Genomic DNA, 22,858 nt, shown 5'->3' with positions numbered 1-22,858 from the left:
AGGCCTGCATTTATCCTGTGGGAGCGGGCAAGCCCGCGAAGAGGCAGGCACAAATCAACCTGCTTCGAAAAACTTCCGCGCCATCGCCACGAATGCCCCCAGCACCGGGTTAGGGTTATCCCGGCAGAACGCCAGGAAAATCTCCGCCTGCTGCTCCATCCCCACCAATGGCCTGAACACCACCTGCTCCAGGCGCAATGCCTGCGCCGAGGCCGGCACCACCGCGCAGCCCAGCCCCACATTGACCAGCCCCAGTATCGAGTGGGTCTGCCCCAGTTGGTGCAGGTACCGCGGCTGCACCTCATGCCGGGCAAACAGGTTGGCGATGCGGTCATGGAAATAGCGCCCTTCGTTGGCGCTGTACATCACGAACGGTTGTTCATCGAAATCGCTCGGCCTGAGCCGCTCGCGTGCCGCCAGCGCATGCCAGGCGGGCAGGGCGGCGATGAAGGGTTCGCGGTGGATCGGCAGGTACTCCACACGCGCGCTGGGCAGCACCTGGCGCACCAGGCCAACATCGATCAGCCCTGCCTCCAGGTCATGCACCTGGGTGCTGGAGACGCGTTCGCTGAGCACCAGTTCGATGTCCGGCAGCGCCTGCCCGGCATGCACCAGCAAGCGCGGGATCATGCTGTAGGCACCCACTGCGGTGAAACCCAGGGTCAACCGGCCCGCTTCGCCATGAGCGATGCGCCGCGCCGATTGGCTGGCCGACTCGGCGATCTGCAGGATGCGACGGGCGTCTTCGAGAAAGCTCTGGCCCGCCAGGGTCAGCCGCGCCTGGCGGTTGTTACGCTCGAGCAGCAACACGCCGAGGGCATGTTCCAGCAACTGGATCTGCCGGCTCAAGGGCGGTTGGGTCATGTGCAGGCGGGTGGCGGCGCGGCCGAAATGCAGCTCTTCGGCCACGGCCACGAAACAGCGCAGCTGATGCAGCTCCATGATTCAATTCCTGAATTATTCGATCCAGTATCTATATTAGACCTGTATCAAATGCCGGCCTAGCATCGAGTCATGTCTTCGAACTGCCGGATGCCCACCATGAACGAAAACCCCATCGAAGTGCTGTTGACCCAGCCAGTACCAGAGGCCATCGACGCCCGGCTGGTCAGCGCCTATCGGGTACATCGCCTTTATCAGCATTCCAACCCGCAACAGTTGCTCGACGCAGCCGGCCCGCGCATTCGTGGTGTGGTTACAGGCGGTGCCAAGGGGCTGTCCAATGAGCTGATGGAGCAACTGCCCGCGCTGGAGATCATCGCCATCAGCGGCATCGGCACCGATGCCGTGGACCTGCGCCATGCGGCCAGCCGCGGCATCCATGTCACCACTACGCCGGGCGTGCTCACCGCCGATGTGGCCGACCTGGCCATGGGCTTGATCATCGGCACCTTGCGCCGCCTGGGCGAGGGCGAGCGGCTGGTGCGTGATGGCTTGTGGGGCAAGGTCGACCTGCCATTGGCGCGCAAGGTCAGCGGTATCGAACTGGGCATCGTCGGGCTTGGCGAGGTGGGCAAGGCTATCGCTCGGCGTGCCGCTGCATTCGACATGCGCATTGCCTACAACGGGCGGCGCGAGCAACCAGAAACCGGCTACCGCTATGAGGCCGACTTGGTCGAGCTGGCGCGTTCGGTGGATGTGCTGGTGGTCTCCGCTGCCGCCGATGGCGGCCAGGTGCTGGTGACGGCCGAGGTGCTCGATGCACTGGGGCCAAAGGGGTACCTGGTCAATGTAGCGCGCGGCAAGTTGGTGGATGAGGACGCGCTGGTCGAGGCGTTGCGCGAGCAGCGCATTGCCGGTGCCGGGCTGGATGTGTTCGTCGACGAGCCGCATGTGCCGCCGGCACTGCGTGACCTGAACCAAGTCAGCCTGCAACCGCACCGGGGTAGCGCCACGCTGCAGACCCGGCTGGAAATGGGGCGCTTGGTCTTGCTCAACCTGGAGGCTTGCTTCCGGGGTGAGATGCCGCCGAATCGGGTGATCCACCCCTAAGGCCCTTTCGCGGGCTTGCCCGCTCCCACAGGGACACCACAGGTCCTGAGGTTTGTGCAGCTCCTGTGGGAGCGGGCAAGCCCGCGAAGAGGCCGGCACAGGCAACACAAGGCCCCGAGGGCCACACCTTCTCCGCACAAGAACAATCGCTTCCACCGAGAAGCAAGAGGGTCCACATGAACAGCAAATCCGCCGTCGCCGCACCGCAGGCCGTGGCCGGGATCGGTCGCCATCGCTTCCTGGTCCTGGCACTGATCTTCGTCATCACCGTCATCAACTACGCCGACCGCGCCACCCTGTCGATTACCGGCACCGAGGTGCTCAAGGACCTCGGCCTGGACCCGGTCATGCTGGGCATGATCTTCTCTGCTTTCGCCTGGGCCTACGCCCTGGGCCAGGTGCCTGGCGGCTGGTTGCTCGACCGCTTCGGCGCTCGCCGGGTCTACGGCATCAGCCTGATCCTCTGGTCGCTGTTCACCCTGCTGCAAGGGACCGTGGGCTGGATGGGCCTGGCTGGTGTGTCCGCCGCCGTGGCGCTGTTCTCAATGCGGTTCATGCTGGGCCTGGTTGAGTCGCCGGCCTTCCCGGCCAACTCGCGCATCGTCAGTTGCTGGTTCCCCACCCGCGAGCGCGGCACCGCCTCGGCACTGTTCAACTCGGCGCAGTACATGGCCGTGGTGGTGTTCGCACCATTGATGGCGTGGATGACCCATGCGCTGAGCTGGGAGCAGGTGTTCATCTGGATGGGCGTGCTGGGGCTGGCGTTGAGCGTGGCGTGGTTCCGCTTGTACCACGAGCCGCACAGTGCGCCAGGGCTGAGCCCCGAAGAGCTGGAGTACATGCGTGAAGGCGGCGCCCTGGTCGACCTGGAAAAAGAACGCAAGACCGCCAAGAGCAAACCGACCCGGGCCGAGCTTGCGCAACTGTTCACCAGCCGTAACCTGTGGGCGGTGTACCTGGGCCAGTACTGCATCACCGCGCTCACCTACTTCTTCATCACCTGGTTCCCGATCTACCTGATCAAGGGCCGTGGCATGACCATCATGGAGGCCGGCTGGGTGGCCGCGTTGCCGGCAATCTGCGGTTTTACCGGTGGCATTCTCGGTGGCTTCGTGTCCGACTGGCTGATCCGCCGTGGCGTGCACCCGTCCAGGGCGCGCAAGACCCCGTTCATCATCGGCATGGGGCTGTCCACCAGCCTGGTGCTGGCCAACTATGTGGACGGCAATGCCGCAGTGATCGCCCTGATGACCCTGGCCTTCTTCGGCAAGGGCCTGGCGGCGGTGGGCTGGGCGGTGTTGTCGGATGTGGCGCCGAAGAAGATGGTTGGCCTGTGCGGTGGCGTGTTCAACGGCATCGGCAACATCGCCGGTATCGTCACCCCGTTGGTGATCGGTTATGTGGTGGCCAGCACCGGCTCGTTCCACAACGCACTCTGGTTCGTGGCCGCCCATGGCGTGCTGGGGATCCTCGCTTACCTGTTGCTGGCCCGACGCTTCGAGCGTACCGGGCAGGCGTAGGCAGACGCCTGGCAACAGAGGCCCCGGGAGACCGGGGCTTTTTTGTGGCTGGCAGAAAGTGGTGATGCCTGCACCGGCCCTTTCCCGGGCTTGCCCGCTCCCACAGGTACACCACAGGTTTGAGGGGCGTGGAGTACTTGTGGGAGCGGGCGAGCCCGCGAAAGGGCCAGTACAGCCATAAACACACCCAAATGAAAAACAAAAGCTCCAGACGGCCTGGTGACGCGATCGGGCATGCCATTCGCGACATCTGGCGTTCATGGAAATGCCCTGTCGTGATCGAACAGTTCCGGGGCGTTCTCGTGTAATTTCCCACAGCCCTGCGGGGCTTAAATGAAGCCCGACCTACACTGACACGTTGCTCTGTGACGCGTGCCAAATATCAACAACAGAGCGCGAGTAACGTGTCGACTTATTGATTTCAAAGGAGATATTTTCGCCTACACCTGCCCGTCCATCCTTGTGTCAGCAAAAAGAGAACAACATCAATGAACACCGTGGGATCTGATGGCAACCTTGCACAAGGTTTCAAGCCACGTCATGTAACGATGCTGTCTATCGCCGGCATCATCGGCGCCGGACTTTTCGTCGGCTCTGGCCACGCCATCGCGGCAGCCGGGCCAGCTACCATAATTTCCTATTTCGTGGCCGGGACCCTGGTGGTACTGGTCATGCGCATGCTCGGCGAAATGGCCGTGGCACACCCGGACACCGGATCGTTTTCCACCTACGCCGAGCAGGCCATCGGCCGCTGGGCCGGCTACACCATCGGCTGGCTGTACTGGTGGTTCTGGGTACTGGTAATCCCGATCGAAGCACTGGCCGCCGGGCATGTGCTGAACGCCTGGTTCCCGCAGGTGGACAGCTGGATATTCGCCCTGGCTTCGGTGCTGCTGCTGGCTGGTACCAACCTGTTCAGCGTGGCCAAGTACGGTGAGTTCGAGTTCTGGTTCGCCATCCTCAAGGTCACGGCCATTCTCGGTTTCATCGGCCTGGGTTTCGCCGCACTGATGGGCTGGCTACCCAACCGCGAGGTCAGCGGCCTGAGCGGCTTGATGGCCGAGCACGGCGGCTTCGCGCCGAAGGGCTGGTCGGCCGTGGTTGGTGCGTTCATCACCGTGATGTTCAGCTTCATCGGCACCGAAGCGGTGACCATCGCCGCGTCCGAATCCAGCGACCCGTCGCGCAACATCGCCAAGGCCACTCGCTCGGTGATTTGGCGCATCAGCACCTTCTACATCCTGTCGATCTTCGTGATCATTTCGGTGGTGCCGTGGAACGACCCGCAGCTGGCGGTGGTGGGTTCCTACCAGCGTGCGCTGGAGATCATGAACATCCCCAACGCGGCCTTCATGGTCGACCTGGTGGTGCTGGTGGCAGTGACCAGCTGCATGAACTCTTCGATCTACATTGCCTCGCGGATGATGTACTCGCTGGCCAAGCGCGGTGACGCCCCGGCCATGCTCAACAAGACCTCCAAGGTCGGTGTGCCACGCGCTGCGGTATTCGGCAGCACGCTGATCGGCGCGGCCATTGCCATCCTCAACTACTTCGCGCCGAAGGGCGTGTTCGAGTTCCTGCTGGCCAGCTCCGGCGCCATTGCCTTGCTGGTGTACATGGTCATCGCCATTTCGCAGCTGCGCATGCGCCGCCGCCTGGAGCGGGAAAACACCGAGCTGAAGTTCCGCATGTGGCTGTTCCCGTACCTGACCTGGGCGGTGATCCTGTTCATTGGCGGAGCACTGGCGGTCATGATGTTCACGCCTGAACACCGGGCGGAAGTGAGCTCGACATTGGGCCTGGCGATCGTGATTTCCTTCCTGGGGATCGTAACCACGCGGGGCAATGCGCAACCTGTGGGGGTGCGTTCGATGGGGTGATTGAGTTCACCTGGCGGTAGGGCAAAGGGCACCAGTGGATGGGTGCCCTTTGTTTTTTCAGCCTTTCATCATCTTGATGTATCTGATTGCCGCCGGCGCTTTCTCGAAGCGCCGGTGGATCAGGCTAAGCCACGAGCTGGTCTGGCAGTCGACAATACGCCGGTAGTTCACCTGCGGCAGGCTGATGCGCTGCACCACCGATTCCGGCACCACTGCGATGCCTTGGCCGAGTGACACCAGGGTGATCACCGCCACCAGGCTGCCTGGCTGGGGGCCGAGCCTCGGGACGAAACCACCTTGTGCGGCCACCTCCAGCGTGCCGGAGATCTGTTCGGGCAGGATGAAGGTTTCATTGGCCAGGCGCGAGGCCGGGATCTGCGGCACTTCATTTATCCGTGAGCTGGCAGGCAGGGCGAGCACGAAACCTTCCTGGTGCAAGGCGATGGCTTCGAGTTCCTCGGGCAGCTCCATCGGTGAGCGCACATAGGCAAGGTCGAGCAGGCCGTCGCGGACCATGCCGGGCAGTTCGGCCATGGGCAGTTCGCGAATGTTCAGGCGCACGCCGGGGCAGGATTCGCTGTAGCGGCTGACTTGCTGCTGGAGCATGCCCGAGTACGCGGCCGAGGCCACATAGCCCAGTTCTATGCGCCCGCTTTCGCCTCGGGCGGCCCGTTGCGCACCCAGTTGCGCAGCATCGAACTGGCGCACTGCATGTTCGGCCTCGACCAACAGCGCCTGGCCCGCTGCGGTGAGGTTGACCTCGCGCTGGTTGCGTTCGAACAGGCGCACGCCCAGTTCGCGCTCCATGTCCTGGATCTGCCGGCTGAGGGTGGGCGGGGCGATGCCCAGCTGTTCGGCGGCACGGGTGAAATGACCGTGGCGGGCGACGCAGAGGAAGTAGCGGAAATGGCGGATTTCCATGGGTGTTACCTGCAGGGTAATGACGCGGGCCGCCGGGGCTAACAAGCCTGGGGGCTGGCGGCGTTATGGTGAGGCCAACACTACAAGGCTGGTGGCTTGGAGGCAAAGGCTGCCTGGGAATTGCAGGGGACCGCTTTGCGGTCCATCGCAGGCAAGCCAGCTCCTACAGGTATTACGCAATCCTTGAAGGCGGTGCGGTCCCTGTAGGAGCTGGCTTGCCTGCGATGGGCTGCAAGGCAGCCCCGGCGATTTGACCAACCAGCCCTGCATCCGGAGCCTCGCCATGCCCTCTGCGCGTTTCACCCTGCTCACCGCCTCCCTGGTCTGCGCCCTGATCATCCTCGACACCAACATCGTCGCGGTCAGCCTGCCCAGCATCGCCCGCGACCTGTCCGGCTCGTTCGCCGATATCGAATGGGTGGTCAGCGCCTACCTGCTGGCCTTTGCCGCCTGCCTGCTGCCCGCTGGCAGCCTGGCCGACCGCTTTGGCCGCCGCCGCATGCTGCTGCTCGGCCTGGCCCTGTTCGGCATCGCCTCGCTGGCCTGTGGCGCGGCGCCCAACCTGCTGTTCCTGGACCTGGCCAGGGCAGCCAAGGGCGTTGGCGCGGCATTGCTGCTGACCTCGGCACTGGCCGCGATCGGCAACCGCTTCCACCAACCCCAGGAACGCATGCGCGCCTGGGCCTTCTGGGGCGCCTGCATGGGCGCCACCATCACCTTTGCGCCGCTGCTGGGCGGGTTGATCGCCAGCACCCTTGGCTGGCGCTGGATCTTCTACATCAACCTGCCGTTGGTGGCAGTGCTCGCAGTGATGGTGCTGCGCAGTGTCGAAGAGTCCCGTGACAGCGCTGCGGCCCGGCTCGACCCATGGGGCAGCCTGACTTTCGCCGGCAGCCTGGGTTACCTGATCTGGGCAATGATCGATGCCAACCAAGTGGGCTGGGGCAGTGCGCAAACCCTGGGACGGCTGGTGATCAGCGCCTTCCTGTTCGGCCTGTTCGTCATGGTCGAACGCAGCCAGGATCGGCCGATGATCGACCTGCGGCTGATGCGCAGCGGGCGTTTCGTTGGTGCCTTGCTGGGCATGTTCGCCTACGCTGCCTGCGCCCAGGTGATGATGACCCTGCTGCCGCTGTACTTGCAGAATGGCTTGCAGCTGTCGGCCCTGGCCGCAGGGGCGGGCATGCTGCCGTTTGCCGTGGCCATGCTGCTGACGCCACGCCTGGGCATGCGCCTGGCTGCACACTTGAGCCCGGCGCAGGTGTTCGCACTCGGCCTGGTATTGGTCGGGGCGGGTAACCTGTTGTGTGCCTGGGCCACGCAGCAGGGCGGTTACGGTGTATTCGCCCTGGCCAGCCTGGTGCTGGGTGCTGGTGCCGGGCTGCTGAATGGCGATACGCAGAAGAACATCATGGCTTGCGTGCCGCGTGAGCGTACCGGCATGGCTTCGGGGCTGAGTACAACCACGCGGTTCGGGGCGATCGTGCTGGCCATCGGTGGGCTGGGTGGTGTGCTGGCTGCACGTAGTGGGCAGTTGCTGTATGAGGCCATGGCTGCCGTGGCGCCTGGGCAATCGGGCCAGGTTGCCGCAATGGTTACGCGGGTTGCCGCGGGTGATTTGCAGGCGGCGTTGGCGTTGCTTGAGCCCGGGTTGCGGGAAACGGTGGCACCCTTGGCCCGCCAGGCGTTCATCGGGGGCTTCGAAGCCGTGTTGCAGGTCGCTGGTGTGGCGGCGCTGCTGTTCGCAATGCTGGTCGGCGTGTTGCTGAGCCGGCCGCTGCCGGCCATGCCGGAGGTGTTGCTGGCCGAGGGGCAATCATGAAGCGTGCGGCGGGGCACCACGACACAGCGATTGGGGGCATCGAGCCCCTCGTCGCGGCATTCGACAATCAGTCATTCAACAGCCATGGCTTCAATTCCTTGAGGTTGCTCACCACCAATTGCTGCGCCTCGGGAAGTACTGCCAGGTTGCGGTGGTCGATCTGGTAACGCTGCAACACGTACTTAACCAGCGCCCTGCGGCTGGGCACCACCAGTTGCCCCTGCGTCATGCCGAAGTCGGTTTCGATGATTGCCTTCTGCGCCGCGTTCAATCGCCCGTCAGGTTCGAAGATGACCGGCACCTCGACATTCCAGTCTTCATCCTGCTCGCGGGTGTTCGGCGATTGGTCGAGCAAGTCTGGCTGCCCACGCAGGCGGCTGAGGACGAAGTCGCGATACTGGCCGTTCTTTTCGCAGTAAGCCCTCACGTGCCAGCGCATGCCGGTGTAGACCAGCGTGTGTGGGGCGATGAGGCGCACTTCCACGTTGGGGGTGTTGAAGGACACGTATTCGGTTTCCAGGCGCAAACCTTCACGGCAGGCCTTGAGCAAGGGGCGCAGCACTTCCGGGCGAATAGGCCGGTCCGGCACTTCCAGCACCCGGGTATGCGCATAGGCCAGTGCCAGCCCGTCAATGTGCGGGGCCCGCTCATTGTTCTGATAAAGCAGGTGCAGGTAGGCGCTGGCGCTGTCGTCGATGAACAGCGGCTTGAACTGCTTGCTTGGTACGTAGCCCTTGAGCTGCTTGTCATATGTCAAGTTTTTGGGCGCATGTTCGGTGATGTAGGTATTGATGTCCTTCGACGCCTGCTGGCGGCTGATGCCAAAGCTCTGCATCAGGTGGCCCGTGGTCAGCCGGCCTTCCCACCAGGCAACGGTCTCGATCAAGCGATAGCGAAGTGCCAGGTCCCAGCGTACCTGCTCGATGGATTGCTTGCGTTTCATACCCTCTCCATGTGCGCGATAACTTTACCTGTATAAGTCTACATTCTAGACCTGTCACTAAACACTACATATCGTGTTCCTGTCTTCGAAATAAATTGAAGTCACGAAAGGAAGTGGACATGACCATGTCTGAAGCGGTTTCAACAGGAGCGTTGGTGTTGATCGGGGTGATCCTGGTGGTGCTCCTGATGCAGTACCTGCGGTTGCGAGAAATCTGGCACCTGGTTTTCGCCTGTCGCCAGGACGCGCGTTGGGCGCGGATATGGGAGATGGAAAACCGGGAGCTACGTGCGGCACAGCGTGCCGACAAAGCGCACATCGCGCAGCTGCAAAGCAAGCTGGTGCTTTTGCAGAACCTGGTCTCTGCAGAAGAGTGACAAGGGAAGACATGAACAGACTTGAACGGATCAAAGGCTGCCTGCTGGGTGGCGCAGTGGGAGACGCGCTTGGCGCCCCCGTGGAGTTTCTCGAGTGGCCTGTGATCAAGGCCAGGTTCGGGGCGCAGGGCATCATTGATCTTGCCCCGGCCTACGGCATCACCGGTGCGATCAGCGACGATACACAGATGATGCTGTTCACCGCTGAAGGTTTGCTGCGGGCTTATGTGCTAGGGAGTTCACGGCAGCCCTGTCATGTTCCCAGCATTATTCATCACGCGTTGCTGCGCTGGCTGATGACACAGGATTACCCCTCGACGATACCGGTGACAACGGATGGCTGGCTGATCAAGCACGTGGAGCTCTGGTCGCGCCGCGCCCCCGATGCAACTTGCCTGAATGCGCTCAAAAGCAGCGGGCGGCTGGGTGCGGTTGCCGAAAACAACAGCAAGGGCTGCGGTGCCCTGGTACGGGTTGCACCCTGTGCATTCTTTGCCCATGCATTTGACTACGCAGCGCAGTCCGGGCGACTGACGCACGGGCATCCGACCGGTTACCTGGCGGCAGGGCTGTTCGCCGACATTCTCCAGCGCATTGTCGATCGACAAGATAGCGTGGAGCACGCTGTGACTCAGAGCCTGGCCAGGTACGGGCAGGTGCCTGGCATGGAGGAAACGCGCAGCCTGATCGAGCGCGTGCTGTTCTTCTATTACGAGGGCTATACACCCACCCCGCAACGCATTGACGATTTTGGCGCTGCTTGGGTCGCAGACCAGGTACTGGCGGTTGGGTTGTGGTGTGCGCTGACAGCTCGGTCGCTCGAGGAAGGGGTAGCCATGGCGGTGAATCACAGCGGCGACAGTAGCAGTACCGGGTTGGTCGCCGGGCACTTGCTGGGTGCGCAACATGGTGCTGCCGCTATTCCTGGCCGCTGGCTCGAGCACCTGGAACTGCACCAGGTGATTGCGCAGGTAGCCGAAGATATCGAGCGCATTCCGCGGGAGTATTGTGGGGTTGGCGGGGAGTTTGATCAGCAGATCGAACTGGCTTATCCGGGTAGTTGAACGCGATGTTCCACTCCCCGACTTCGGGGTAAGTTGCCCCAATAATGGGCGCGATACCCCAGCAGTATTCGCGCCCCGATTAGCTGAAGGTTTTGAGCGTTGAACAATTTTTGCCCAGATGGCCAAAGCCACGCAGAGCGTCCCCCTGTCCCCGATCACTGCGTACCGACCCTAGCGGCATATGTTCATGCGTTGGTGCTGACGGTATGGATCGACAACGCCTGCCATATGGCCAGGCTGGAGGACGCGCTATATCGATTAGCCCTTGGCGTCATTGGCTGGCTTGGCTTTGCTTTCAGCTACAGCGGCTTCTGCTTTCTGTTTCTCTGCGAGCTGGAAGGCCTGCATCGAGGCTTTGCGGGCTGCCTCCATGCGTGCGAAGGTCCGATCACCACCGCCGGAGGTAGTGCGCGGCCCAGATCAGCTTCGGTTTGTCTTCCATCAGGCCGTCGATGGTCAGGTCCCGCGCGTAGCCCATCAGTTCCGAGGCTTGTTCACGGGCGTTCTGGCAGGGTATGCCGGGTTCGATGCGGAACAGTGGATGGGTCTGGTTTTCACCTTGGTAGAAGATGGTTTTACCGACTGTGCATTGGGTGTCTTCGTTGGCCATTGATCGATCTCCCTGGTAGTGATTCAGTGCACGGCTTGCGGGCCCGCTGGTTTGTGTATTTGCGCCAGCGCTGATTCGAGTAATTTGCGCAGGGCTTCAAGCTCGTGCATCGACGCCATGATCAACAATGACGCTGGTGATCGCGGCTGCATCAGCATTGCCTGCTGCGCTACGGCTTCTGCACAGAGCGCGTAGTCCGAGGCCAGCATGATGGTGTCTTCCAGGGAATGGAGATGGTGGGGTGGGTCGGGGACAATCTTCAGCATATTTTGGTCCTCAGTGGAGCGACCAGCGCTTGCTGTCAAACAAGTGGTGGCAGCCGTGTATGGGTTGACAGACCGGTGAAGACCAAACCGGCGCACACGAGGTGCCCCACACACAGCCGCCATAGGCAAAACCGTGTGTATGGTCGTCATCAGCCTGTCAAAGCTGGTCGTTGATGAGCAACGACCCACCGAGCCTAGAACGCTGAAAAAACGACCGCAACGGAAAACAGGCGTTGGGAGTATCTTTGGGAAACGCCCTACACGGAAGGGGTGAAATCTGATTTTGGGGCTCGCGCACCCCAAAACCCAGGCACAAAAAAAGACGCCCGAGGGCGCCTTCTTCTTTGGAATTTGGTGGAGCCGGGGGGATTGAAAATATATATGTAAACTATTGTTTTGTAAGGCTTTATTGATGGATCTATTATTAAGTGCCCCCATAAGTGCCCCCATGTAAGTATTTCCGATCAACGGCTATTTAAGGAGTTGAACTGGCGTCCTGAATTGTCATTTTGCGACCAGGCGAGGCCAGTCAACCACCGGGAGCATTCAATAGAGTCGGTCGTGTACAGCATGATCTCGGTTATCTGGCCAAGAGGATTTGAGCCCAGCTCAGAGCGGGTGCTGGGTAGATGTCAGGTCACGCAGTTGGGTTTTTTCCGCGGTAGCGCACCGTGGGCTCATCTAGGACGGTTTGAGCTGAGGTGCGGTATGAGACACTCGATGGTTACCTGCCACAATTGTGGCAAAGCGATGGTTCCGAGAGCGTCATATAACCGTGGTTTTTGGGGGTATTCGCCTTCGTCTAATCATTGCCCCTTTTGTCTGAGTGAGAACTGGCACGGCGGAAACCCGGGGTTAGGGGCTCGGCTGTTCGCTTTGGTTGGCCTGGCTCTTGGTGTTCTGGCCTGCGTGTTAGTGGGAGCTCTTCTGTTCAAGGTGCAGTGGTGGCTTGGTGTCGAAGGACAGTGGCCTCTATTGACGCTGGGCACATGTGCTGTGTCGGTTAGCGCGGGATACCATTTTTACAACTGGTTTGTTGATTGCTGACCGGTGATCATGCTGTGGAAGGCAGCAATCGGCCAACAGAGGTCATCTAGCGTTCACGAAAACCGGGCCGTCTCAGGACGTTGTTAGCCTGTCAGAAACATTCCCAACTCAGAAACAGACGCCTGATATCCGTTTGCCATATCCTTCAATGACCTTTAGCCTGGCGAAATGCCACCGTGCACATGATACGACAGGCCAGAGCCCGCTGATTCAGCACTCCGGCCTGCCCTATAAAGGAAAGGGAGAAGCATGAAGGTAATCGTCAAAGGCAGCGGACTGCACAGCAGCGAAACAAAGGCGCTCAGCCGCATGGAGTCGGAGCTTCGGGATTCATGGCACGCTTATGCCTCCGTCCTGATTATGGACCAGCAGGGGTCGATGGAATTCGATCTCATCATCGTCACCCACGATCGCGTCCTGGTTGTCGAGCTGAAGAACTGGCGCGGCAAGCTGACATCCTATGACGGTAACTGGCACATCGACGGAAAGTACCGCTCGAAGAGCCCGTACCATACCAAGCGAGACCAGGCCCTCCGCCTCAAGAACATTCTCCAAACACACCTGTCGCACGACCTCGGTTACCCGCCGTTCGTTGAGGCCCATGTGGTGCTTTGTGGAGAAGCCACCCCTGATCATCTGCCGTCCAGCGAACAGCTCTATGTCCACAAGCTGGATGATTTCCTGAAGATCAGTGACAGCTCTGTTTACGACGCTATAGTGCAGAAAGTCAGTCTCAAGTTCGATGGCATTGGACGGCAGCGACCGAATCATGCTGACAATCTGAAATTCTTCGATGGCTTCTTCCGCGGTCGTCGCGTGGAACTGGCCAAATTCAAGGTCAAGGGATACGAGGCTGCCGAAACCCCTGATCACCAGCACGAGCTCAAGCTATTCGCGGAGTATCCCGCCACGCATGAGGAATCTCGCGTCCGGCGCGCAATGATCCGGCGGTGGGATCTGGATGTGTTGGGCATCCTAAATCGCGAAGACAGTATCTGGAAGAAGGTGATAAGCCGGGAAAACCACCTTTACAACAATGCCTCGGCGACCAACAGCCTGCTGCAGCAGTACATGCTGCGTCCTCTGGATGCCCCCGATGACGACAACATCGCCGTCGACTGTGTGGCGATGTATGAAGTCAAACAGAATACGCGCCGGCTGAGCGAGTTCATCACCCTCAACTCGCACAGATGGAGTCCAGATCGGAAGCTGGATATCGTCCGGGCGCTGCTGGCTCCATTTGCGGAACTGCACAGTTTGGGCAGCGCCCATCGGGATATCCAGCCGCAGAACCTGTGGTATTCCGAAGATAGCGCCTACATCCTCACCAGCGGCTACCACGCCGCCTTCATTCCCGAAAAGGGTACTGTGAAGGAGCTGAGTACCCTTCTGAGAAGCTCCTCAACCCTAATTCCGGAAGACGTTTATGGCGGAGAAGGTGAGCCGGTGAACCCGTTCGCCAAGGACGTTTATCTGCTGGCTCTTGTGGCCCACAAGATCTGCTTCCCTGACCAGAAACTGGCTGAGGAGGAAGGCGTTTCGATCTGGAAACCGGTCGAGAACGATCCATTCGACGGAAAGCTCGATGCTTTCTTTGAAAAGGCGATGGATCTGGAGTACCAGAACCGATTCGCGAATGCCGCCGACATGCTTGCGGAATTCAATGCGATCTCCATCGGCAGTGATCGCTCCTACGATGACACTGCAGAGGTTATCCAGGCGCTGAGCGGGGGCGGCTTCATCAATAGGGAGCTCAACCCATTCACTCTTCAGCGAGTCTTCCCCCCTGTACCAGACGAGCAGGTCTCCTTCTTTGGAGAGAAGATTACCTATCGCTGCCTGGTCAATGGTGAGCAGTGTTTGCTGAAGCTTTGGCAACATGCCCGCATTGACCTCCAGAATCCCGCTTCCAACCGGCGCTTGCTACGCATGCGGCGGCGAATTGAGAAGGCCGTCGAAGCCAAGCTTCCCATTTCGGCTGTTGTTCAATACGGCCTGTTCGGCGAGGGCGCCGGGCTCTTCATCGTTACCCGCTATGAAGATGGCATCACCTGGCGAGAGTACGCGAAGACACTCGCTACCCCAGGGCAAAAGCTGGAAAGTGCTCTCGCACTTTGCGATCTCGCCATCCACGTCCATACCAGCAACTTCGCGCATGGCGACCTTCACCCCGACAACATTCTGGTTCGCAGCGGAGACGGGGAGGGTGGCCAAACCATCGACATGCTGCTGATCGACGCTTTGGACTACGGCGACACCAGCGACCCCTACAACGTGGAGTATGGCCCGGCCAACCCAACAGCGACCGACGGCTTCGGGCGTGACAGGTTTGCCGTCTACCGCATGGTGGAGGAGCTATTTGCCGAAGATATTTCTCCGGAGCTGGCGGTGGAGCTACAAGCCGCAGCAGCTCAACCCGATCGAGTTCCAGTTGATCTGGCACTGCTTCGATCGGCCCTGAAGAGCGACCTGGATAGCCAGGTTACGCCAGCGAAGGCAGCACCGCCCGCGTTGCGTCTGATCCATCCGTTCGCGCAGCTCCCAGAAAAACCGACCCTGCTGCAGAAGGAGGGGGCTGAATATCATCTGTATGTCCAGCAGGCGAATGACAATCCAAGGCTGCTGTTCTTCACCATCACAGCTCACGAGAAGACGTTACGGCTCAAGCTCGATCCCGAGGACAGGGTAATCACGACAGCTTGGGTCAAGGATTCAGGGCTGGGCGACTACGCCAGTGACGGTCAGCGGTCGCAATGCAGCTTCACGACCCCCATCACTGTCGAACGCGGCGTCATGGCGGGTGATAAGCCCAATTCGTTCGTCGAATTCTTGATGAACCAGGATGTGGTTCTCGACCTTCTCGTTGAGATGTTTGAGCCCAAAGAGGGCGTCGAGGCAAGCGAAACCCTCCTTGATGAGAGCATCGAGCAGACGATCAGCCCGCACCGGATATGGCGGACCCTTCTGGAATCAGAAGGAGAGCAGCGTCAAAAATTGGAGTTGCGTAGCGCTGATATCGTCGAGAGCAAGTCGGGTGGCTGGCTGATTCCCTGTGTGCTCAAGACCGGCAACGAACTGGAATTTCCTGCAGATGATATTGAGGAAATTGGCGTTTACCTCGGTGACGAGGTTCAGGCATTCGGCTGGGTGATCCCCGAAGAGACCACCGATGAAACCTTGGCGGTCAAGCCGCGGGGTGAGTCCCTTTCCTCCTTCAAGAAGCGGATCAGCGAGGGATCTGACCTGTTCCTTGAATCCAGGCGGAGTCACGCATCTCGGTTCCGCCGGCAGAAAGCCATGGACCGCGTGTTGTCCGGCAACTCCAGGATTCACAGCCTGCCAGGGTACTTCAATGAAGAAGGAGATGTGTGCGCCAGTGTCGCGCACGAGGTGCCAGACGAAGCGGCAATCCGCGCCCGGTACGATCGTCAGAACGGCTCGGACGAAGTGCTCAATCCAAAGCAGATCCAGGCATTCCAGCGGGTGGTCAGTCAGTCGCCTCTCTCCGTCCTGCAGGGGCCACCCGGCACCGGCAAGACGGCATTTGTCAGCAAGCTTATCCACTATCTGTTCGAGAACAAGCTCGCCAACAACATCCTGCTGGTGGGGCAATCTCACACGTCAGTGGATACCGTGGCCATCAAGGCCAAGGAGTTGTGCCAAGAGCTAGATACCCCGCTTAGCCTAGTGCGTTTGGGTCGCGAGCACCAGATTGACGAGAAGCTGCTGCAATGCCACTCCAGCTCCATCCAGAGCAAGATGCGCTACAAGTTCCAGCGTGAGTACGAAAATCGTATCAACGCGCTGGCTTGCCGTCTGATGCTGGACCAAGGGTTCGTCGATGAGGTCGCCAAACTCCACCGCAGCATCAGCCCGCTGCTGTCGAACATTGCCGTATTGCTGGGTAGCATCAACGAACTGAGCAATAGTCGAGAGTTAAGCCCTGAGCGGCAGGCTCACCTCGATGAGCTGAAGCAAGCCCTGACGTCGTCTAAAGAGCACATTCAGCTCAACATCGAGACTCGGGGCTATGATTTCGACTTGCCGGAAATCACGGATCCCTTGTACTGGTCGGAACTCACGAACCACATCGCGATGCGCCATGGGGTGACCAACCAGATTGCCATTCAGCGCCTGAACCAGCTCATAGGTATCAGCAAGGACTGGATTGACGTTCTCGCGTCAGCGTCGTCAAGCTTCGATCGGTTCTTCGTTAAGTCGAGTCAGTTGGTCGCCGGTACCTTGGTGGGCATGGGCGCCAAGTGGCTGAGCCTGGAAGAGCAGGAATTCGACTGGGTCATCGTCGACGAAGCCGGGCGAGCACAGGCTTCTGAACTCATGATTGCCCTGCAGTGTGCAAAACGCGTCTTGCTGGTAGGGGACCACTGCCAGTTGCCCCCGTTCTACGAGCAAGCACATGTCCGGCACGTTTCCAGACTGCTCGGTATCACCGAAACCGAGGTGAGAAAAACCGACTTTGAACGGGCATTCATCGTCAACGATGGCCTCACCCTGGACACGCAGTACCGGATGATCGAGCCGATTGGCGACATCATCTCCCATTGCTTCTACAAGGATCAGCTCCAGAGCCACCGTAAGAAGGCCCCGGAATGGTGCGAGGATCTTCCTTACCCCCTGAACAAGCCGGTCACATGGATCGACAGCGGCAGTGGGGCACGGGCTGTTGATGAGGACAACGATGGTAAAGGGATGGTGACCAACCGGCATGAGTATGAGGTATGCAGGGACATCCTTAGACAGTTGGCCCGGTCGGAGTCGCTGGAAAGCCTCCGTGCGAAGAAGACGGAGAAGCACCCATTTCCGATCGGCATCATCGTCATGTACCGGGCGCAGAAGCAGCTGCTGGAGAACGAACTGTCCAGGGCCGAGTGGGCCGCCCCCATACGCGATCTCATCAAGATCGAGACGGTGGACGCTTACCAGGGGCAGGAGAACACGATCATCATCCTGTCTCTGGTGAGGAACAACCCGGAAGGGAAGCAAGGCTTCCTGGTCGAAGCCTCGCGGATCAACGTCGCGTTGTCCCGTGCCCAAGAACGCCTTGTAGTCATCGGCTCCAAGCACATGTGGGAGCGTTCGAACGCGAATTCATCCCTCGCCGACGTCTTGGCGTTCATCAGCGAGAAGAGCGCCGCAGGCAACGAAAGCTACGAATTTGTGGACGGAACCACTGTGATTGAGGCCGCCAAACATGCTTGATGATATGGAAATTGTTGACACAAGCGGTGTGCGCCTGTGCAACACGATTTCGCTGCTAATCCCAGCCTACAGCTATCACATTAACTGCGCTTGGACGCAGGAAGTCCCACTGCCAGCAATTGAGGAGTTCACTTGTCGGCTTCTCATCGCGCTTCAGGAGGTACTCCCCGGCGAGATCCAGGAGTACTTCGGCCTGAGCAAGCGGGAGTGCGAGGTACTGATCGAGACACTGCTCAGGAACAAGCTGGCCGCTTATACTAATGAGGGCCTGCTGGCGCCCTCCGGCATTCTCATGGACCGAACCAATGGTGATCCTGAGATTCCTCCCAGGCTCACTAAGTACGAAGAACGCACGGAAACTGTCGTTTTCGAGGCATTGACGGTTTCGATCATGCCGTCCAATTCGTACAATCGCAGTCGCTTCGGACTGCGCCAACTCCCCATTCCGGCCGAAAGCCAGAGCCCGGCACCGGAGGCTATCACCGAAGCCTTTGGCCGCCAGTACCGTGCGTTCTTGGACCATTCCCGGCGCCAGGAGCATGAGATTAAGAACACCCGCCTGTACAAGGTGGGCGGCTGCAGTACCGGCCGATTCGTACAGATTCCCATCGACCTGGAGATCTGGCTGCGCCCCACCAAGGAAGGTGACGTCGAGGTCCTGAAGAAGGTTGCCGAGAGGGTCAGTGGAGCACGCCAGCGGCCGCTATCGATGGAGGTCGAGGCGAAGATTTCTGACTACCTCAACAGCGTGAAAATGCCTTCCAGAGGCATGAGCCTCATACGCTACTGCACACTGTTCGACGACCATGTCCTAGACAAATACATTGATGATCGCGGTCTGGATATCAACCGCTGGCTTATCGATCACGCTAACCGCAAGACGGGATATGGTAGTCCCACGACGCGTTCCTTAATCGGGCCGATTTTCAGCCTAAGCAATAAAATAACCCTTGATCGCATGCTTGATGACCTCTCCACCGATTGGAAACCAGGGGAAGTTCATCGGGCCTTCTGGCTTTCCAGTTCTGCACCGTTCTGGGGGGCAAACGGGTACCTGCTGAACGAGTTCTGCAATGAAGTCGCCAAGCGCCTGACTGAGGACCGAAAGGGGCGCGGGATCATCGCTGCGATCATGCCGTTTGAGGGCAAGGAAGACCTCGGAACTCTGAAGCAGAGCTTCCACACCAGGTTGCCGAATGCCATAGCGTACGAGGGCAACGACCTGCAGACCCAGGTGGAGATTTTCTTGGTTCCCGGCCAACTCGCCGTCGTGCAGTATCACGTTCAGCCGGATGTCGAGAGCGCCATTACGGTGCCGATCGGCTATATCACCATCGACAAGGAGCGGATCACCAAGGTTGAAACCTACTTGGACAATCTGGTGAGAAGCAGAGGTAAGCCTGTTTTGGCCTGGACAGACGCCGGCTTGACCGTCGAGCAGATCCTCGGAGACTGCCGTTCGAATTTCTGCGAAGCAAACCGTAAGCCTGTTCTGTCCTTAGGCAAGGCCAGTTTGGAGCGTCGATCGCAAGCAAAACAGGATGACGAATCGGGAGGGGAGTTGCCAAGTTAACTGCGACAGCTTGATGGAGAGCCGTCACTCAATGCTGAGCAGGATCAACGGGCTTGATCCTGCTTAGTCTCGAGCATTTGATCAAAGAGCTGACGCGGTTGTTCTAGCCTTCCGGCCAGGCGACGCTGAAATTCGGCACTGGTCCTCCAGCTTAATAGATGTCAGATACCGAACTGTAGGCCAATTGAGCGGCAGGGAGGTGCTCATCCCCATGGATAATCAGTGCAACAAGGTTTCTTCTCGGGTGCATTTCTATACTTACTGCAAACGCATCCATTCAGTTCCTGGTCAATTTCTGCCTCTCGTAACTGATATAGATCTGCCAGTTGCGGCTAGGCAGGGATACACCCCCGCACGTTATCATGTGCTTCTAACATGTTGATCTTGTCCCGCTCAGGGTCAAGGCTGCCGTCGTCATCTATTGTGCATCCTTTGCGCGTTATGTTTCTCTGCGACTGACATGTCGTCATCCGTCGCTCATCTGGTGCTAGGTCGGATGAAAGCCTGAGTCAGATTACCCACTTTCGGTAGATTTCCGACGGTACAACGGTCTGAAATCGAATTCCGCGTGCTCATCGATCGGTCACCATTTTGGCTCTTACAGCGAATAGAGCCTTGGCCATGAGTAAAGAAGCACAGACGATAGTCACCCTGCTGGATCAGCAGTACGAGCAGTTGCTTGCGGACGCGAGATGCCTGGCCGCAAGCTATATGGATGCGTCCATGAATATATACAAAAAGACTGGGGTTAAATCTGTCGTGGCTGCAGTATCAATCAAGCAAACGAGCCCGAATGCGTATTCGATTTACTGGTGCAAACTGGTGCCACTGCAAGGGCAAAAAAACAAGTTCGCGCCCCTGACTATTCCTAAAGGCAACGGCAAGCACAAATATCCGGCTTCCTCGTTTGAGTTTGTTAAATCCCCTTACCGTCGCCTCGTTTTACAGATTGAGGAGCGTCTTGCTGAGATACGCAGCATAGCCAGTGAGAATCGTCAGCTGCGTCGAACGTTGGTCGCCTATGAGAAAAAGCTGTCTAGATATCAAGCGCTCAATCATGGCGATCTCTGCTCGGAGGAGTATGGGCTGAGTGCACTATAAGCAGTGCCGAACGGATCTGATCCGATTTCAATGCCTGAAAACCCCGTGCAGCATGGTCTGGCGGGGCTTTCGCGTATCAGCAGTGACCTCCGGCGAGACATGCTGTTGCGCTTCGTCAGGGAAGGCTACGGGTACGGGCTATAAGCAGTGTAGGGCGCTAAATCTACTCGCCGTCAGCCAGCAGGCCCGTGCAGGCGGGGGGCGGAGGCCGTATTTGCTATTAGCAGTGACGCTTACGACCAAGTCAGTTGACCAGCTGTGGTCTGTATTAGTAGTGAAAGGCTTCACTTTCATAAAATAATCTTTGGTAGGTGTCGGCCGAGCTGGTACCCGTGTCGCGTAGCGGGTGGTAACGGTTACGCGCTACCCCTCACTGCCTCGCTGCTGTTCGAATGCAATGCGGTTCATTACGCACATGGGAATGGGGTAGCCCTGGATGTGTGTCGTGAGGGTCTCGTTGCCTGCGATCACCATGGTGCAGGATAGGCCTCTGCGGAAGCGCATTCCTCGTCCCGAGTAGTTGCGCGGGATGATCTCCCAGGATTCGTCGTCGTGGTAACAACCAACTATTTCTGACCAGTGCAGTTGGATGCCCGCGCCCATGATGCCTACTGGGGTCAGGCAGAAAATTTCTACCTGGGTTTCCTGCCCAAGAGGCACAGCGTAAACCCGACCGTTTGGTGCAATAGGTGGGAAGTACTGCCCGTTACCGAGGTGACGAAATTCCATGGCGGTGCTCCGGATAGATGAGGTCGCTAGACACTCTCCGGCAGCTTTCGGAAAACCCAAGATGAGATGTTGCCTGCGAGTCGGCGCACGAGTTTTAGCGTGCTGTGCAAGCTAGCTCGGCACATGGCGGGTGTGCATGTCGCTGAACTGAACGCTTCGGCGCTCTGGTCACTTTCGCTATGGCGGGGAAACTGCCAGCCCTTCCAAAGTCATCCCATGACCTCATAGGCTTGGGGAAATAGTGCTTATCGCAGCGGTAGGGTGCCTTGCCGATGGATTGTGTAAGCGCCCGCTGCCAAGGGGCAGCGGACAATTTTTTGCAGGTATCTGGTCGTTCCGCTGAAGGCTCAATCGTCGCCGTGCTTCTTGTCCAGGTGCGCTGCGACTATATAGCCAATTACACCTGCGATAGTCAGCGCACTGATGATGGCAAGCACGGCGTATACAAGCAGCTCAAAACGATCCATACCCTGACTCCTTTGGTTCGAGGTCTGCCAAGGTTAAGGGCGTCTGATCTAATCCCAAATTGCTGTGTGATGACTTAGCGACTGGTAGCGGCGGCTTCCTTTCGCAGGTTAACTCGTGCACCGACGTACGCATCAGTTTCCCAGATTCGCAATTTCCCGAGCTCGTAGGCGACGTGATCCCGCGCCTCTAGATCCTCGATATTAGGAGCGCTCCCTGCAAGAATCGGGGCTTCATGACCGGACCACTGCTTGTAAAGCTCACATGCAAACGCTGCTCGGCAATCGCAGAAGCTCAGCCCATGTAAAAGTAAAATCTCCTTGGCAGCAGGAAAGCTGTTCTGCTTCCAGAGCCGCCATGTCTGCTTTGATTGTGGATAGCGATGAACATCTTGGACGGCGGATGCCGTCTCCAAAACGGCGATCTGCTTTGGCATCCAGATGTTAATTATCCTCTGTATATACGGCCCTTCTTTGCCGCTTTCCAGGGAAATACATCCATCTTCCTTGGCTGCCTCTAGAGCCGCTTGGGCGTCGAAGAAAACAGCTTCATGTAATGAGATGCCGAGGTGCCGCACTAACATCAACACCACCGCCAGATGCTCTGATAGGCGGGCCTGAACATCTTCCACTGCGGCTTCGAACTTCGCTTGATCAAGGCTGTGTGGGGCCGTAATCCGTGCATGGCCAGGAAAGCCAATATCAGGTATCACGACTTTCCACTCACCACTGGTCGCGAGGGCCATAACTGAACTCACGGTCTCAAGAAGACCCTCCGCGGTCTGCACCGAAAGATTCCCGTGGTACACCTGCGTGCAGAGTTCTTCGCCGTATTGCCGCACCAGTTTTTTATTGACGAACTCCAGGATATCCACCTCATGAGACTCCTTGGCGTAAATACTAAACTGTGCCCATTGATGGTCGTGGATCATTGCCTCGTGTTGACTGAGGAGCCGGCGTCGGACTGCCTCCTTGAGGATCGCCGAACCGGCCCTGGTCAAGTCCCGATCAAAATGTGAGTGGAAACTATGCTTCATGGTCATTCCTCCATTCAGCTCAGGTGCTGAGCTGCTAACGGAAATGTTGAGCGAGGAAAAATATCCTGGGGTTCGGTTTCGGTCGCTTTCAGCGCCTGAAATTGACGAGCCCGTCCGTCCCGTAAACGGTCGTTTATGGCACACCTATTCCAAATGATCTTGTCATTTTCAGAAGACGACTGCACCAGTTGATTGGGCGTAATGGCTGTTGTGCAGCCAGCTCCTGACAGTTCAATATCAGAAGTGATCTGCACCAATCTCGACTATGCTCAATACTCGTGTGCACCAAAGC

16 protein-coding genes and 1 pseudogene are annotated in these 22,858 nt (G+C 58.9%); 9 read left to right on the top strand and 8 right to left on the bottom strand.

Features of this window, described 5'->3' with window-relative positions:
• Nucleotides 1-54 precede the first annotated feature (54 nt).
• Nucleotides 55-942 (bottom strand): LysR substrate-binding domain-containing protein, encoded by an 888-nt coding sequence (locus B2790_RS00735; RefSeq protein WP_137162460.1) that lies wholly within the window; start codon nt 940-942, stop codon nt 55-57.
• Nucleotides 943-1,041: 99 nt separating this feature from the next.
• On the opposite strand from B2790_RS00735, the gene B2790_RS00730 reads away from it, so the two are divergent.
• From B2790_RS00730 to gabP, 3 genes are all read left to right on the top strand, one after another.
• Nucleotides 1,042-1,992, top strand: a complete 951-nt coding sequence (locus tag B2790_RS00730; protein ID WP_286918044.1) for a 2-hydroxyacid dehydrogenase — start codon at nt 1,042-1,044, stop codon at nt 1,990-1,992.
• Between the two features lie 176 nt (nt 1,993-2,168).
• Nucleotides 2,169-3,512 (top strand): MFS transporter, encoded by a 1,344-nt coding sequence (locus B2790_RS00725; RefSeq protein ID WP_286918043.1) that lies wholly within the window; start codon nt 2,169-2,171, stop codon nt 3,510-3,512.
• Nucleotides 3,513-4,000: 488 nt separating this feature from the next.
• Nucleotides 4,001-5,392, top strand: coding sequence for a GABA permease (gene gabP, locus B2790_RS00720; protein WP_075046444.1), 1,392 nt, complete (start codon nt 4,001-4,003; stop codon nt 5,390-5,392).
• 57 nt (nt 5,393-5,449) lie between these two features.
• Here the strand turns inward: gabP and B2790_RS00715 are convergent, their stop codons facing one another.
• Entirely contained in the window at nt 5,450-6,313 is an 864-nt protein-coding gene (locus tag B2790_RS00715) for a LysR family transcriptional regulator (RefSeq protein WP_286918042.1), read from the bottom strand.
• A 283-nt stretch (nt 6,314-6,596) separates the two neighbouring features.
• Between B2790_RS00715 and B2790_RS00710 the strand changes: the two genes are divergently transcribed.
• On the top strand, nt 6,597-8,135 hold the full coding sequence (locus B2790_RS00710; RefSeq protein ID WP_286918041.1) for an MFS transporter: 1,539 nt from the start codon (nt 6,597-6,599) through the stop codon (nt 8,133-8,135).
• Between the two features lie 67 nt (nt 8,136-8,202).
• Here the strand turns inward: B2790_RS00710 and B2790_RS00705 are convergent, their stop codons facing one another.
• Complete coding sequence (locus B2790_RS00705) at nt 8,203-9,078, bottom strand: WYL domain-containing protein (protein ID WP_025340723.1); 876 nt, start codon at nt 9,076-9,078, stop codon at nt 8,203-8,205.
• A 119-nt stretch (nt 9,079-9,197) separates the two neighbouring features.
• Between B2790_RS00705 and B2790_RS00700 the strand changes: the two genes are divergently transcribed.
• Nucleotides 9,198-9,455 (top strand): hypothetical protein, encoded by a 258-nt coding sequence (locus B2790_RS00700; RefSeq protein ID WP_025340722.1) that lies wholly within the window; start codon nt 9,198-9,200, stop codon nt 9,453-9,455.
• An 11-nt stretch (nt 9,456-9,466) separates the two neighbouring features.
• Nucleotides 9,467-10,519 carry an ADP-ribosylglycohydrolase family protein gene (locus tag B2790_RS00695; RefSeq protein ID WP_286918040.1) on the top strand — a complete coding sequence of 351 codons (1,053 nt, stop codon included), beginning with the start codon at nt 9,467-9,469 and terminating at the stop codon, nt 10,517-10,519.
• 258 nt (nt 10,520-10,777) lie between these two features.
• Here the strand turns inward: B2790_RS00695 and B2790_RS00690 are convergent.
• The 3 genes and pseudogenes from B2790_RS00690 to B2790_RS00680 all read right to left on the bottom strand — a co-directional run.
• Nucleotides 10,778-10,921: pseudogene (locus B2790_RS00690) on the bottom strand (co-regulatory protein PtrA N-terminal domain-containing protein); the annotation flags it as partial.
• A complete protein-coding gene (locus B2790_RS00685) occupies nt 10,908-11,129 on the bottom strand; it encodes a DUF3077 domain-containing protein (RefSeq protein ID WP_286918039.1) in 222 nt (73 codons plus the stop codon). The pseudogene B2790_RS00690 and the gene B2790_RS00685, both read right to left, overlap by 14 nt.
• 23 nt (nt 11,130-11,152) lie before the next feature.
• Complete coding sequence (locus B2790_RS00680) at nt 11,153-11,395, bottom strand: hypothetical protein (RefSeq protein WP_025340715.1); 243 nt, start codon at nt 11,393-11,395, stop codon at nt 11,153-11,155.
• Between the two features lie 1,296 nt (nt 11,396-12,691).
• Here B2790_RS00680 and B2790_RS00675 point away from each other — a divergent pair.
• The 3 genes from B2790_RS00675 to mobI all read left to right on the top strand — a co-directional run bounded on the left by B2790_RS00675 (nt 12,692) and on the right by mobI (nt 20,336).
• A complete protein-coding gene (locus B2790_RS00675; RefSeq protein ID WP_049275854.1) occupies nt 12,692-17,662 on the top strand; it encodes an AAA domain-containing protein in 4,971 nt (1,656 codons plus the stop codon).
• Complete coding sequence (locus B2790_RS00670) at nt 17,655-19,235, top strand: hypothetical protein (RefSeq protein ID WP_049275855.1); 1,581 nt, start codon at nt 17,655-17,657, stop codon at nt 19,233-19,235. The genes B2790_RS00675 and B2790_RS00670 overlap by 8 nt, the downstream gene beginning before the upstream one ends.
• Before the next feature lie 621 nt (nt 19,236-19,856).
• Nucleotides 19,857-20,336 carry a conjugative transfer protein MobI(A/C) gene (mobI, locus tag B2790_RS00665; RefSeq protein ID WP_049275856.1) on the top strand — a complete coding sequence of 160 codons (480 nt, stop codon included), beginning with the start codon at nt 19,857-19,859 and terminating at the stop codon, nt 20,334-20,336.
• Nucleotides 20,337-20,699: 363 nt separating this feature from the next.
• On the opposite strand, the gene B2790_RS00660 is transcribed toward mobI, so the two are convergent.
• Both B2790_RS00660 and B2790_RS00655 read right to left on the bottom strand, forming a co-directional pair.
• Nucleotides 20,700-21,065, bottom strand: coding sequence for a hypothetical protein (locus B2790_RS00660; protein WP_049275857.1), 366 nt, complete (start codon nt 21,063-21,065; stop codon nt 20,700-20,702).
• Nucleotides 21,066-21,606: 541 nt separating this feature from the next.
• The gene (locus B2790_RS00655; RefSeq protein WP_049275858.1) at nt 21,607-22,566 is read right to left on the bottom strand and encodes a hypothetical protein; all 960 of its coding nucleotides are present in this window, start codon (nt 22,564-22,566) and stop codon (nt 21,607-21,609) included.
• Between the last annotated feature and the right edge of the window lie 292 nt (nt 22,567-22,858).

The organism is Pseudomonas sp. UBA6753 (assembly GCF_002453565.1).
GTDB classification, from domain to species: Bacteria; Pseudomonadota; Gammaproteobacteria; order Pseudomonadales; family Pseudomonadaceae; genus Aquipseudomonas; species Aquipseudomonas putida_Z.
Note: the sequence above shows the minus strand (reverse complement) of the source record. Positions and strands in the feature narration are given on the sequence as shown.